Raw genomic sequence first — 13,999 nt, forward strand, 5'->3', positions numbered from 1 at the left:
GCAAGCGTCCCGGAAAATGCCGTCGGTAAGGGCGGGCCATACAAGTACAGGGTATTGCACACCCCTCGCATTCGATGCTCGTCCCCGGCGCTTTCGTCCAATTCCGTACAACGGCGGGGTGCATATAATCACCCCGGCAACCATTGCCAGATTGACGAACGTTTCCACAGGGAGTGAACACATGCAACCAACACCTTGCATCAGCCGGATCGCCACATTGCTGGCCGACCCCAAGCGCAGCGCCATGCTCTGGGCGCTCATCGACGGCACCACGCGAGGCGCCGACGAGCTGGCATCGCTGGCAGGTGTCTCGCCCTCGTCGGCAGGCGCGCATCTGGCGCGGCTGTCGGCAGGTGGTCTGCTGACCCTCGAAGCGCGTGGGCGCAAGCGTTTCTTCCGTCTGGCCAAGCCTGAAGTAGGGGCGGCGGTGGAGGCATTGGCCAGCGTCTCGTTGGTGCAAGCCAATGCGGGAATGGCGGCGCGCATCAGCGTGCCCAAACCGCGCTCGCCCAAGGCCCTGCATCAGGTGCGGCTGTGCGGTGATCATCTGGGCGGCGTGCTGGCGGCCGACCTGTTCCAGCGCATGGTCCAGAACGGCTGGCTCGAACACTATGAACAGCGGCTCGAGGTGACGGCGCTGGGCAGCAGCCGCCTGGCCAGCCAAGGCATCTATACGCAGGCACTGGTCAATCGCGAGCGCCAGCCGCTGCACAGCTGTTGCGACTGGAGCACCCAGCGCCCGCACGTCGGCGGCGCACTGGGTGCAGGGTTGCTGACCCTGTTCCTGCAGTCGGGCTGGCTCAAGCTCAACGAAGACAGCCGCACGCTGCAGGTTACCCGTCTGGGCATGAGCGAGATCGGTCGCTTGGGTACGTGATGGGGCGGGCGAGGCGGGGGTTCGACCCCGCCGGCCTCATTGCTTGATCAGGCGAGCATCCAGGCTGTTCTGCGCCAGGCGCCGAGCCTGGTCTTGGGTCATGCCCAGATGGATGTGCAGCGCGTGGTAGTTCTCGGTGACGTAGCCGCCGAAATAGGCCGGGTCATCGGAATTGACCGTGACCTTCACGCCGCGCTCGAGCATGTCGAGAATGTTGTGCTGGCCCATGTGATCGAACACACACAGCTTGGTGTTGGAGAGCGGGCATACGGTCAGTGGAATCTGCTCGTCGATGATGCGCTGCATCAGGCGCTCGTCCTCGATGGCACGCACGCCGTGGTCGATGCGCTGGATCCTGAGCAGGTCCAGGGCTTCCCAGATATACTCGGGCGGGCCTTCCTCACCGGCGTGGGCGACTGTCAGGAAGCCCTCGTCGCGGGCGCGGTCGAACACGCGCTTGAACTTGCTCGGCGGATGGCCCATCTCGGAGCTGTCCAGACCCACGGCAACGAACGCATCACGGAAAGGCAAGGCCTGATCCAGGGTCTTCTGCGCCTCGTCTTCGCTCAAATGGCGCAGAAAACTAAGGATCAGCCCGCTGTCGACGTTCAGCTGGGTACGGCCGTCATTCAGTGCGGCAGTGATGCCGCCCAGCACCGTTTCAAAGGCGATACCGCGGTCGGTGTGGGTCTGCGGATCGAAGAACGGCTCGGTGTGTACGACGTTCTGGGCCTTGCAGCGCAACAGATAGGCCCAGGTCAGGTCGTAGAAATCCTGCTCGGTGCGCAACACGTCGGCACCGCGGTAATACAGGTCGAGAAACTCCTGCAGGTTATTGAACGCATAGGCTCCACGCAGCGCCTCTACATCATTCCAGGGCAACGCGATCTTGTTGCGCTCGGCCAGGGCGAACAGCAGCTCGGGTTCCAGCGAGCCTTCCAGGTGCATGTGCAGTTCGGCCTTGGGCAAGGCATTGAGCCAGTCGTACATGGTGTTTTCGTTCTCTCATCAGGTGCAATCGTGCCCGATTCTACAGGTATTGCCCTTCACTCGCAGCCGCGAGGGCCCAACCGGCAGGTTCGTGCCGACGCCCGGCGGGTCGGCCCCGGTCGGGGGCCAGACCATTCACGTCGAGGCGCGCGTGCTTTTTTCCACCACGCACATCGGCGTGCCCGCCACCGGCTCACGGACGATCTGCACCTGCACCTCGAATACCTGCTGCATCAATTGGGCATCGACGACCTGCCCAGGCGGACCATCGGCCACCAGGCGACCTTGATGCATCACCGCCAGATGATCGGCGTAGCGGCAGGCCTGGTTGATATCGTGCAACACCGTAACCACGGTCTTGCCTTCGGCGGCAAGCTGGCGCATCAGGTCGAGCAGCTCGACCTGATGGCTGATATCCAGGTAGGTCGTGGGCTCGTCGAGCAACACCACCGGCGTATCCTGCGCCAGCACCATGGCCAGCCAGGCCCTTTGCCGCTGGCCGCCGGAGAGGTCCGCCAGCGCGGTGTCGGCCAGTGATTCCAGGCCCATGCGCTGCAGGGCCTGCTCCACGGCATTGCGGTCCGTGCCGCTCAGGCGCCCCCAGAAGCTGTTGTGCGGGCTGCGCCCATAGGCCACCAGTTGGGCAACGCTGACCCCTTCGGGAATGGGCAATACCTGCGGCAGAAACGCCACATGCTGCGCCAACGCGCGCGACGACAGCTGCGCGTAGGGTTGGCCATCCAGGCTCACCGTCCCGCATTGCGGCGTGATGATGCGTGCCAGGGCCTTGAGCAGCGTCGACTTGCCACAGCCATTGGGCCCGATCAGCGCGGTGACTTGCCCGGCAGGCGGGGTGAACGAGAGATTGCGTACGATAGGCGTGGCGCCGTAGCCGATATCGACGCCGTCGGCCTTGATGATGCTCATGATGTCAGCCCTTGAAGCGTGCCAGCAGCCAGAGAAAGTAAGGTGCGCCGATGACCGCGGTCAGAACGCCCGCCGGGATCTCGCTGGGCGCGATCAGTGTGCGTCCCAGCGTGTCGGCCAGCACCAGCAACAGAGCACCGATCAGCATCGAGGCCGGCAGCAGGTGCTGATGATGCCCGCCCACCAGGCGGCGCGCCATGTGCGGCGCGACCAAGCCAAGAAAGCCAACCGGGCCGATGATGCCCACCCCCAGGCTGCTCAACAGCACCGCTGCGCCCATCGCCAGCCAGCGTGTGCGCTTGAGTGCGGTACCCAGGCTGTGGGCCGCTTCGTCGCCCAGGCCGATCAGGTTCAGCGGTTTCGCCAGGCCCAGCGCCAATGGCATCAGCACCACGAACGGCAGGGCCAGCGCCAGATGATGCCAACTGCGGCTCCACAGGCTGCCCGTCAAGGCCAGCAACGCCGTGTTGATGTCCAGCGGGTGCGACAGAATCAGAAACTCGGTGATGCTCGACAGGGTCACGGCGATCGCCACCCCGGACAACGCAAAGCGCACGCCGGAAAAACTCACACCGCTGTTGTACAGCGCCAGCAGCAGTGCGCCGCCGGCGCCGCCCACGCCGGCCACCAGCGGCAGCCAGGTAAAGGGCAGCTGCGGTACCGCGATGATGGCAATGGTCAGGGCCAGCCCGGCGCCCTGGGTCACCCCCAGAATCTCCGGGGAAGCCAGCGGGTTGCGAATCACCCCCTGCACCAGGGCGCCGGCCAGGCCCAGGGCGCTGCCGGTCAGGATCGCGATCAGCCCGCGCGGCAGGCGGTGGTTCCACACCTCGAAGTCCAGCGGGTCATGCGCCAGCAAACGCTCGAACACTGCATTCGGCGCCAGCCATGAGGTGCCTGCACTCAAACTCAGCCACAGCGCCGCAAGCAACAGCGCGAGCAGGATCAGCAGGCGAGGGTAGGGACGAATCATTGCGTGCGCCTGGCAAGGTAAAGGAAGAACGGTGCGCCGATCAACGCGGTCACCACCCCGGCAGGCGTCTCCGCCGGGAAGGCCACGGCGCGGCTGACCAGATCGGCCGCCAGCACGATCGCCGCACCCAGCAAGGCGCTCGCCGGAATCAGCCAGCGATAGTCGTTGCCCAGGTATTGCCGGGCGATGTTCGGCGCGATCAGGCCCACGAAGCCGATCGGACCAACCGCGCAGACACTGGCACCCACCAGCAGCAGACTGGCGAAAAACACCTGCAGGCGCAGGCCGGCGATACCAACGCCCAGCGAGCGAGCCGCATCCTCGCCCAGATTCACCAGGTTCAGGCGTGGCGCGCAGAAGAGTGCCCACAGGGCACCGATCAGAGAGCAGGGCCACAACAGTTGCAGTTGCGCAGCACCGACGTTGGCCAGCGATCCGGCCAGCCAGTTGAGCACGCTCTGTGCCTGCGCCTCGACCAGTATCACGGTCAGCCGCGTCAACGCCGCACACAGTGCCGCCACGGTCACTCCGGCCAGCACCAGTCGGCCTTGCGCCGCCGCTGGGGACCAGGCGCCACCCAGGCTGAAAACGATCACCCAGGCCAGGGCACCCCCCACACACGTCATCAGCAACGCGCCGCCTGCGAACGGCAGGGCCACCAGGCCCGTGGAGAACAACGCCAGGCCCAGCGCGGCGCCTGCCGTGACCCCGAACAGGGACGGCGACGCCAAGCGGTTGCGGGTAATGCCCTGCATCAATGCACCGGCCAGTCCCAGGCAGGCACCGACCAACGCCGCGCAAAGTGCCCGTGGCACCCGCAGCTGGGCGACGATATAGGCCATGTTGCCGCCCTCACGGCCCTGGCTGAACAGCCCGTTGAAGGCATCCGCCTGGCTGATCGTGAACGGCGACCAGGCGTACAGCGACATCCAGAACAGCCCGGCGACGACCACCGTGCCCAGCGCCATCGCCCACCAACGCCTCATTCAGGGCGTCATGGCGGCTTTGCCGCCCTTGAGAATGGCCAATGCGTCTTCGGCAATCTGCTCGGACGCCATCACCCCGCGGTTGCGGGCCCAGGTGTCACCGTCGACCTCTGCAACCTGATGATTGCGCACTGCGCCCAGCACTTGCCACAGCGGCTGCTGGCTCCAGCTGTCGACCAGGCTCGGATGCCGGTAGTGCCCGACGAGCAGCCAGGCAGGGTCCAGCGCCAGCAGTTGTTCCAGGCTGACGAACTCGGTCGGTGCCGCGTTGCTGCGTACCGGCGGAACCTGCAAACCGATTGCCGCCAATACGCTGCCCGCATAGGAGTGCGGTCCATGTACGGAGAAGCTGTCTTCCCGCGCCACACCGAACAGCACCTTGGTACCGGCGGGCACCTGCCCGGCGATGTCGGCGAGGCTGCGACGGTTCTGCGCGATCCGCGCCTGCATCGCCTCGCTCTTGCCCAACGCCCGGCCAATCAACTCGGCGGACTTCAAGCTGCCTTCATAGTCTTCCCCGCGCGAAGGCAGCAGCAAGGTCGGCGCCAGGCTTGCCAGGTCAGCGTACAGCGCCTGATGGCGATTGAGATCGGCAATGATCAGGTCAGGTTTGAGCCGCGCGATCTGTTCGATGCTGGGCTGGGCGCGCAGGCCCACCGAGCTCCACTGACCAATGGCCTGACGTACTCTGGGCAATACGCGATTGGCATCGCCATCGTCGGCGGCGCCAACCGGGGTGACGCCCACTGCCGCCAGGCTATCGAGAAAGGAGAACTCCAGCACCACCACACGTTGCGGCGCCTGGGGCAGATGGACGGTGTGTTGGCCATCGTTGATATCGATGGGCGCTGCGACGATGAGCCGTGTGCACAAGGCCAGGGCACTGGCGACGATCATCGAGGTGAGGCGGGAACTGCGCATGGACAAATACCTTCGCTGTGGAACCTGCGCGCTGGGCGGGCGCGCAAAAACGGCGGGTACTATTCCATATCAGGCTGTCGTGATCAAAAAACATTCTCTTTTACGAGTGTTTCGCGCTTTCGGAATTACCTTCGAAACGAGGGGTGCAACTCAGCACTCCACCAGGTTGACCGCCAAACCGCCGCGCGAGGTTTCCTTGTACTTGTCGTGCATGTCGGCGCCAGTGTCACGCATGGTCCGGATGGCGTGATCCAGCGAGATGAAGTGCTCGCCATCACCGCGCAGCGCCATTTGCGCGGCGTTGATCGCCTTGACCGCGGCAATCGCATTGCGCTCGATGCACGGCACCTGGACCAGCCCTCCGACCGGATCGCAGGTCAGCCCCAGGTTGTGCTCCAGGCCGATTTCCGCTGCGTTCTCGACCTGTTCGGGCGTGGCACCCAGCACCTCGGCCAAGCCGGCAGCCGCCATGGCGCAAGCCGAACCCACTTCACCCTGGCAACCCACCTCGGCGCCGGAAATCGACGCGTTCTTCTTGCACAGGATGCCTACCGCCGCAGCTGCCAGGAAGAACCGGACCACGTCGTCGGCCGACGCTTCCGGGCAGAACTTCATGTAGTAGTGCAACACCGCCGGAATGATCCCGGCCGCGCCGTTGGTGGGGGCGGTCACCATGCGCCCGCCGGCGGCATTCTCTTCGTTCACCGCCAGAGCAAAGACGTTGACCCATTCCATGGCACTGAGGGTGGAGCCAATGACGTTGGGCTTGCCGATCTCCTGCAGGTTCTGGTGCAGACGATAGGCCCGGCGGCGCACGTTCAGCCCGCCTGGCAGAATGCCTTGCCCGGTCAGACCTTTATCCACGCAAGCCTGCATCGCTTGCCAGATCACCGCCAACTGTTCGCGGATCTGCGCTTCGGAACGCCAGGCCTTTTCGTTTTCCATCATCAGTGCCGCAATGCTCAGGCCGGTGCGCTTGCACAGGCTCAGCAACTGCGCCGCCGAGGAAAAGTCGTAGGGCAGGACGGTGGTGTCGTTGTCCAGCACACCGCTGGCAGCCTGCTCGGCATCGACCACGAAACCGCCACCAACCGAATAGTAGGTCTGCTCATGCACCTCGCCGTTCTGCAGGTGCGCCACCAAGGTCATGCCATTGGGGTGGTAGGGCAGGCTCTCATCGAGCAGAAGCATGTCGCGCTGCCAGTCGAAACGAATCGTGTGATCGCCCAGCTGCAGGCATTGCCGCTGGATCACTTCGTCGACCCGAGGCCCGACGGTGTCCGGGTCGACCCGATCGGGCCATTCGCCCATCAAGCCCATCAAGGTCGCGCGGTCACTGCCATGGCCTATGCCGGTGGCGGACAGCGAGCCATACAAGCGGGCTTCGATCCGCTCCACCAGCGGTGCCATGCCTTGTTCGGTGAGATTTTTGGCAAACAGGGCAGCGGCGCGCATCGGGCCCACCGTATGCGAACTGGAGGGGCCTATGCCGATCTTGAACATGTCGAATACGCTGATAGCCATGTCTGCCTCATTCTCTCTCTATACACTCGTGCCTTATCTTTGGCCTGACAGACATTTCAGACAAACGATACTTACTAAGTCACTGTTTAGCGGGGCTCACCGATGAGCAAGATCCTCAATGCCCAAATGCACGCCTGGCTGCAGGTGTTTGCCTGCGCCGCGCGGCATCTGTCCTTCACCCGCTGCGCCGATGAATTGCATGTGACCCCCGGTGCCATCAGCCAGCAGATGAAGCAATTGGAAGATCGCCTGGGCTTTGCGCTGTTCCATCGGGTGGGTCGCGGCCTGCAATTGACTGCACAGGGCCAGCGCCTTGCGGTGGTCGCCAACGAAGTGCACAGCCGCATCGACGAAGAACTGCGGCTGTTGCATTCCGGCACCATCGGCGGGGTGTTCAAGCTGCGCAGCATCCCTTCCTTTTTGAGCAAGTGGCTGATGCCACGGTTGCCCAGCCTCGAGCGGGCTTTTCCCGAGCTCCAGCTGCGGGTGATCGCCGAGGACAGCAGCGGCTCACTGCGTGACGACGATTTCGACCTGGCCATCGACCTCAACGATGGCAGCTACCCAGGCCTGGTCACTACACCGTTGCTGGAAGAGGAGCTGTTCCCGGTGTGCTCGCCCACTCTGCTTGAGGGTCGTCCGCCATTGGACAGCCCTGGCCAGCTGGTGCACTTCCCATTGCTGCACGACATAACCGCCTGGCGCGGCAGCTATGAATATGCAGAGTGGGAGTTCTACCTCTCGGCGATAGGCGCCGAAGGCATCGATGTGCGCCGCGGCCACACTTTCAATCGCAATCACCTGACCATCGATGCGGCGCGCATGGGCATGGGTGTTGCCATCGCCCGTCGCGCGCTGATCACCGACGAGCTGGAACAAGGCTCGCTGATCGTGCCGTTCGGATGGCCCATCCAGGCCCGCAAGAAATACGTGCTGGCGTACCGCGAAGGCGCACTCAATACGCCAACCCGACGTGCCATCCATGACTGGTTGGTGGCCCAGGCACAGGTCTGCCCCTGAACCTTTGCAGCTGTCGCGTACTCTGATCCGCTGATTCTTGTTACATCCAGTTACTTTCAGCGGCACAGGTCGCAGCAATCAGCGAAGGCAGGCCATGATCGCGTTACTCAAGCAGGAAAAATTTCTACTTCTGGCGGTGATCGCCGCATGCATTGCCTTCCCGGCCGAGCACTACCTGCTCAGCCATGGTCAAGGCATGGCACTGGGCGCGGGTATCGCCCTGGTCGTGGCGATCATCTTCGCCTCGGTGCGAGTTGCCGGGCACGCCGAGTTGCTCGCCGAAAAATTCGGTGACCCCTACGGCACCATGATCCTCACCCTGTCGGCGGTGCTGGTCGAAGTGGTGGTACTGGGCATCATGATGAGCAACGAGCCATCACCGACCCTGGTGCGCGACACCATCTATTCGGCGGTCATGCTCGACATCAACGGCATTCTCGGGCTCGCGGCACTGATGGGCGGGCTCAAGCATGGCGAACAGTCCTACAATGACGATTCGGCGCGCAGCTACAGCGTCATGATCCTCACCGCCATGGGTGTGTCCATGGTGGTGCCGGAGTTCATCCCCGAGGGCAACTGGAAGGTCTACTCAGGCTTTACCATCGGCGCCATGCTGGTGCTCTACGCCTTGTTCCTGCGCATGCAGGTCGGGCCGCACAGTTACTTCTTCAGCTACAACTATCCGGAAAAGAAGAAGCGCAAGGGCGTGACCACCGAACCCGAGAAGCCGGTTCACCTGGGTTGGTCGGTGGGTACCCTGGTGTTCGGTATCGTCGTCATCGGCGCCCTGGCCGAAGTCATGTCCAAGACCATCGACCTGGGTCTCGAGGGCACCGGCGCACCACCGGTGATGACGGCCATTCTGGTGGCAGCCATTTCCGCTGCGCCGGAAATCCTGACTGCACTGCGTGCAGCATTGGCCAACCGCATGCAGTCGGTGGTCAACATCGCCCTGGGTGCCTCGCTGTCAACGGTGATCCTTACCGTACCGGTCATGGAAGGCCTGGCCCTGTACAGCGGCCAGCCGTTCCAGATGGCAATGACACCGGTGCAGACAGTGATGATCTTCATCACCCTGCTGGTCTGCGCGATCAACCTCAACGACGGCGAAACCAACGCCATCGAGGGCATGACTCACTTCGTGTTGTTCGCGACCTTCATCATGCTATCGATCCTGGGCCTGTAAACCACCGTCTACCTGGCAACGCCCGCATCCTGTAGGAGCGGGCAGTGCCCGCGAAGAGGCCCCCGCTGACACCACCGCTTCCCTCGGACCTCACCAGTCGATCTTCTCGCCCCTGTAATCGAGAAACTGCAACCCACCCTTGCCCAGCTGCGCGGTGATCACATCCACCAATCCACGGGTACTGGTGGCAACGTCCAGACTGGCACCGTCGCCGCCCATGTCGGTCTTCACCCAGCCCGGATGCATCGACAGCACCGTCAACTGCGGCCGCGCCAACTCGGTCACGAAGGTATTGGTCATCGAATTCAAGGCCGCCTTGCTCGCCTTGTACAAGGCCATGGGCGACCCTTCAGGCATCGCCACACTGCCCAGCACCGAACTCATGAAGGCGATCGCGCCGCCATCGGCGACATTGCCCGCCAGGCGCTGGGCCAGACGGATCGGCGCCACGGCATTGATGACGAACAGTTCACCGATGTCTGCATCGCTGGCCTGGTCGGTGTTGTAGCCCGCCGGCCCGGACACCCCGGCATTGATGAACAGCAGGTCGAAGGTCTGCTGCTGCAGTCGCAGGCTCAGGGCGTCCATGGACTCCAGGCGAGTCATCTCCAGCGCCTCCACCTTCGCGCCGGTGGCCGTCAGCGCCGGCGGCACCTTGTCCAGATCGCGAACCGTGGCCGTCACCTCCCAGCCATCTTCGCTCAAGCGTTCCACCAGCCCCAGACCCAGGCCACGGGATGCACCAATCACCAACGCTTTCTTTGCAGTTGTCATTGCCACTCTCCTGAACAAAGGAAACAGACTAGCACTCGCTGTCAGCAACGACGCGCTCAAGACGCGACGGCTTGCAGCACGATCCGTCCCCTGGAAAGGTCGGCAAGCTGCTGCGCCAGGGTAGCGATGGCCTCACTGGCCACTGCCAGCTGCAGATCGACCCCATTGCTGGTGAAATCTTCTGCAGTCACCAACCCCTGAACCTCGGCCACCCGAAGCTTGACCAGGGCCAGCTCACTGAATGTGCAGGAACAGCTCACCGCCACCCGCGCGATCAACAGGCGCTTGGGCGCCTGCTGCAGGCATTTGTTCGCCCCTCCGCCATAGGCACGGGCCAACCCTCCTGTACCCAACTGAATGCCGCCGTACCAGCGAATCACCAGCACCACCACCTGATCGCAATCCTGTGCCTCGATCGCCGCCAGGATCGGTCGGCCTGCGGTACCGCCTGGCTCGCCATCGTCGTTGCTGCGGTACTGATCGCCCAGTTTCCACGCCCAGCAGTTATGGGTCGCGGCCAGGTCACTGGTCTGTTCGATGAAGGCCTGGGCGTCCTGCACGCTGGCTATCGGCGCGGCGAGGGTGATGAATCGACTCTTGCGAATCTCCTCGCGGTACTCGCAGGGTCCCAGCAGGGTAGAAGGCATGCTTATCTCTTGGCTGTTGCAGTGATCACACCGCAGGGGTCAAGCCGCATCCTTTCAGAATGATGCGGATCAGGTTGTCACTGGCGTGTTCGAAGTCATGCCGCGTCAGGCGCGCCTGTCCGGTCACCCGGCAGATCTGCGTGGCGAAGTCGGCGTAATGCTGGGTACTGCCCCACAGCAGAAAGATCAGGTGCACCGGGTCGACGGGGTCCATCTTGCCGGCGTCGATCCAGGCCTGGAACACCGCGGCACGCCCCGCGAACCAGCTGCGGTAGTCCTGGCTGAAGTACTCGCTCAGGCACTCGCCGCCGCTGATGATCTCCATCGCGAAGATCCGTGACGCCAGTGGCTGGCGGCGCGAGAACTCCATCTTGGCGCGGATGTAGCGGGTCAGCGCCTGCGCCGGATCATCCTCGGCGCGCAACGTATTGAAGGTGCTGTCCCACAGCTCGATGATGTTGCTCAGCACCGCAATGTACAGGCCGAGTTTGTTGGTGAAGTAATAGTGCAGGTTGGCCTTGGGCAAGCCTGCATTCAACGCAATGGTGTTCATGCTGGTGCCCTTGAAACCGTGCCGGGCGAACTCGTCTTCGGCCGCTTTTAGAATCGCTTCTTCATTCTTCTGGCGGATGCGGCTGGCAGGTTTGCCACTGACCGAGGCGCTGTGCGCGGGGACTTCGAGACTCATGGGCGATTTCCGAACCGATCGTTTGAATACTGCAGATGCGTTGATAGCGTACCCGCCCTGATCCGACAAGCCTTGATGGATAAACCACGACGATCCTTCAGCGCGTCTGCGCCAGGCTTTCCAGGAAGCTTTCCAGCACCAGATGGGGCCTTCTGCCCTTGCGCGTCACCCAGGACAACGTCAGGTCATAGAACCGCTCGCTCGGTTTCAACGCACGCAGACGCCCCTGTTGTACCCAGAAAGTGGCGTAATGGTCGGGCAGGTAGCCGATGTAGCGTCCCGTCAGAATCAGAAACGCCATGCCCTCGCGATCCGAGGCGCTGGCTGTGCACTTGAGCACCTGGTAACGCGCCTGGATATCGGCTGGCAGACGAAATGTCGGCGCGATGGCTTCCTGTGCGTTGAGGCGGTCGCCATCGAGCGCCTCGTCACTGGCGTAGAACAGCGGGTGGCCGACCGCGCAGTACAACAACGAACGCTCACTGTACAGCGGCTGGTACTCCAGCCCCGACAGCGGGCTCGACTGCGGCACCACGCCAACATGCAAGCTGCCATCGAGCACGCCCTGCTCGACCTGGCTGGGCGCGATCATCCGGATCTGGATGCGCACATCGGGCCCACGGTCCTTGAGTTGCGCCAGCGCATGGGTGATGCGCATGTGCGGCAGCGTCACCAGGTTATCGGTCAGGCCAATGTTCAACTCGCCACGCAGGTGCTGGTGCAGGCCGTTGACGCCGGTGCGGAAGCTTTCCAGCGCCGCCAGCAACTGCAGCGCCGATTGATAGACCTCGCGGCCTTCTTCGGTCAGGGAAAACCCTGCGCGGCCACGCTGACACAGGCGCAGGCCCAAACGCTGCTCGAGGTCGCTCATCTGCTGGCTGATCGCCGAACGACCGATGCCCAGGACGTTTTCCGCCGCAGAAAAGCCGCCGCACTCCACCACGCTGCGAAAGATGCGCAGCAGGCGAATATCGAAATCACTGACCTGCGCGAGCGGATCGGGGCGACGGCTCATAGTTTAGTAGCTGCCTGACTGAAGATCGAAAAAGTTGGGTTTTCCAGACTTTATCGTCGTGACACCGTAGAGGCAACACGCTTGTCATCGCGTCTTCAATCGCTCAATGAGGTCTGTGCACATGAACATGCCCGAGAACGCCCCTGTCGGCATCACCAGCCAGCTCAAGCTGGATGCTCACTGGATGCCGTACACCGCCAACCGCAGCTTCCAGCGTGACCCGCGGATCGTCGTCGCGGCCCAAGGCAGCTGGCTGACCGACGATAAGGGCCGGCAGATCTACGACAGCCTCTCCGGCCTGTGGACCTGCGGTGCGGGCCATACGCGCAAGGAAATCCAGGAAGCGGTGTCGCGTCAGCTCGGTGTGCTCGACTACTCGCCCGCGTTCCAGTACGGCCATCCGCTGTCCTTCCAGCTGGCGGAAAAAATCACCGACCTGACTCCCGGCAATCTCAATCACGTCTTCTATACCAACTCCGGCTCCGAGTGCTGCGACACCGCCGTGAAAATGGTCCGTGCCTATTGGCGCCTGAAAGGCCAGGCCACCAAGACCAAGATGATTGGCCGGGCCCGTGGCTACCACGGTGTCAACGTTGCCGGCACCAGCCTGGGCGGCGTCAACGGCAACCGCAAGATGTTCGGCCAGCTGATGGATGTCGACCACATCCCCCATACCCTGCTGCCGGGCAATACCTATTCCAAGGGATCGCCGGAGGAGGGTGGCATTGCCTTGGCCGATGAAATGCTCAAGGTCATCGAGCTGCACGACGCTTCCAACATCGCCGCCCTGATCGTCGAGCCCATGGCGGGTTCGGCAGGCGTGCTGCCACCGCCCAAGGGCTACCTCAAGCGCCTTCGTGAAATCTGCGACCAGCACAATATCCTGCTGATCTTCGACGAGGTCATCACCGGCTTCGGGCGCACCGGCGCCATGTTCGGCGCCGACACCTTCGGCGTGACCCCGGACCTGATGTGCATCGCCAAGCAGATCACCAACGGCGCCATTCCGATGGGTGCGGTCATCGCCAGCACCGAGATCTATCAGACCTTCATGAACCAGGCGACGCCCGAGTACGCCGTGGAGTTCCCCCACGGCTATACCTACTCGGCGCACCCTGTGGCCTGCGCCGCCGGCCTTGCCGCGCTGGAGCTGCTGCAGCGCGAAAACCTGGTGCAGAACGTCGCCGAGCTGGCACCGCATTTCGAAAACGTGCTGCACGGCGTCAAGGGCGCGAAGAACATCGTCGACATTCGCAACTATGGCCTTGCCGGTGCGATCCAGCTGGCGCCACGCGATGGCGATGCCATCGTGCGCCCCTATGAGGTGTCCATGAAGCTATGGAAAGCCGGATTCTACGTGCGCTTCGGCGGCGACACCCTGCAGTTCGGCCCAACCTTCAACGCCCAGCCGCAAGACCTCGATCGCCTGTTCGATGCTGTTGGCGAAGCCCTCAACCAGATCGACTGACCT

14 protein-coding genes are annotated in these 13,999 nt (G+C 63.3%); 4 read left to right on the top strand and 10 right to left on the bottom strand.

All coding sequences use genetic code 11. From position 1 onward, the window contains the following. Positions 1–181: 181 nt before the first annotated feature. The gene (locus tag ONG87_RS02685) at positions 182–877 is read left to right on the top strand and encodes a helix-turn-helix transcriptional regulator (RefSeq protein ID WP_122480280.1); all 696 of its coding nucleotides are present in this window, start codon (positions 182–184) and stop codon (positions 875–877) included. A gap of 36 nt (positions 878–913) precedes the next feature. Here ONG87_RS02685 and ONG87_RS02690 read toward each other — a convergent pair whose 3' ends face one another. The 6 genes from ONG87_RS02690 to ONG87_RS02715 form a co-directional block, all read right to left on the bottom strand. Next, positions 914–1,867: an adenosine deaminase gene (locus tag ONG87_RS02690; protein ID WP_264382165.1), complete on the bottom strand. Its 954-nt coding sequence runs from the start codon at positions 1,865–1,867 to the stop codon at positions 914–916. A gap of 135 nt (positions 1,868–2,002) precedes the next feature. Further along, the gene (gene fecE / locus ONG87_RS02695; protein ID WP_192059159.1) at positions 2,003–2,794 is read right to left on the bottom strand and encodes a Fe(3+) dicitrate ABC transporter ATP-binding protein FecE; all 792 of its coding nucleotides are present in this window, start codon (positions 2,792–2,794) and stop codon (positions 2,003–2,005) included. A gap of 4 nt (positions 2,795–2,798) precedes the next feature. Further along, positions 2,799–3,767 (bottom strand): iron chelate uptake ABC transporter family permease subunit, encoded by a 969-nt coding sequence (locus ONG87_RS02700; RefSeq protein ID WP_122480277.1) that lies wholly within the window; start codon positions 3,765–3,767, stop codon positions 2,799–2,801. Next, a complete protein-coding gene (gene fecC, locus ONG87_RS02705) occupies positions 3,764–4,753 on the bottom strand; it encodes an iron-dicitrate ABC transporter permease FecC (protein ID WP_264382166.1) in 990 nt (329 codons plus the stop codon). The genes ONG87_RS02700 and fecC overlap by 4 nt, the downstream gene beginning before the upstream one ends. Beyond that, complete coding sequence (locus ONG87_RS02710; protein ID WP_240998859.1) at positions 4,754–5,650, bottom strand: Fe(3+) dicitrate ABC transporter substrate-binding protein; 897 nt, start codon at positions 5,648–5,650, stop codon at positions 4,754–4,756. Between the two features lie 174 nt (positions 5,651–5,824). After that, the gene (locus tag ONG87_RS02715) at positions 5,825–7,198 is read right to left on the bottom strand and encodes an L-serine ammonia-lyase (RefSeq protein WP_264382167.1); all 1,374 of its coding nucleotides are present in this window, start codon (positions 7,196–7,198) and stop codon (positions 5,825–5,827) included. A gap of 102 nt (positions 7,199–7,300) precedes the next feature. On the opposite strand from ONG87_RS02715, the gene ONG87_RS02720 reads away from it, so the two are divergent. Both ONG87_RS02720 and ONG87_RS02725 read left to right on the top strand, forming a co-directional pair. Next, the gene (locus tag ONG87_RS02720; RefSeq protein ID WP_122480273.1) at positions 7,301–8,218 is read left to right on the top strand and encodes a LysR substrate-binding domain-containing protein; all 918 of its coding nucleotides are present in this window, start codon (positions 7,301–7,303) and stop codon (positions 8,216–8,218) included. 94 nt (positions 8,219–8,312) lie between these two features. Beyond that, complete coding sequence (locus ONG87_RS02725; RefSeq protein WP_122480272.1) at positions 8,313–9,404, top strand: calcium:proton antiporter; 1,092 nt, start codon at positions 8,313–8,315, stop codon at positions 9,402–9,404. Positions 9,405–9,494: 90 nt separating this feature from the next. On the opposite strand, the gene ONG87_RS02730 is transcribed toward ONG87_RS02725, so the two are convergent. The 4 genes from ONG87_RS02730 to ONG87_RS02745 form a co-directional block, all read right to left on the bottom strand. Continuing rightward, complete coding sequence (locus ONG87_RS02730) at positions 9,495–10,178, bottom strand: SDR family oxidoreductase (protein WP_192059165.1); 684 nt, start codon at positions 10,176–10,178, stop codon at positions 9,495–9,497. Between the two features lie 56 nt (positions 10,179–10,234). Beyond that, positions 10,235–10,825, bottom strand: a complete 591-nt coding sequence (locus tag ONG87_RS02735) for a YigZ family protein (protein ID WP_192059166.1) — start codon at positions 10,823–10,825, stop codon at positions 10,235–10,237. A gap of 25 nt (positions 10,826–10,850) precedes the next feature. Then, a complete protein-coding gene (locus tag ONG87_RS02740; protein ID WP_122480269.1) occupies positions 10,851–11,513 on the bottom strand; it encodes a TetR/AcrR family transcriptional regulator in 663 nt (220 codons plus the stop codon). 97 nt (positions 11,514–11,610) lie between these two features. Further along, entirely contained in the window at positions 11,611–12,528 is a 918-nt protein-coding gene (locus ONG87_RS02745; protein ID WP_122480268.1) for a LysR family transcriptional regulator, read from the bottom strand. Positions 12,529–12,649: 121 nt separating this feature from the next. On the opposite strand from ONG87_RS02745, the gene ONG87_RS02750 reads away from it, so the two are divergent. Continuing rightward, the gene (locus ONG87_RS02750; RefSeq protein ID WP_122480267.1) at positions 12,650–13,996 is read left to right on the top strand and encodes an aspartate aminotransferase family protein; all 1,347 of its coding nucleotides are present in this window, start codon (positions 12,650–12,652) and stop codon (positions 13,994–13,996) included. The last annotated feature ends 3 nt before the right edge of the window (positions 13,997–13,999 follow it).

This window comes from Pseudomonas sp. MM227, assembly GCF_947090715.1.
Taxonomy (GTDB): Bacteria; Pseudomonadota; Gammaproteobacteria; order Pseudomonadales; family Pseudomonadaceae; genus Aquipseudomonas; species Aquipseudomonas baltica.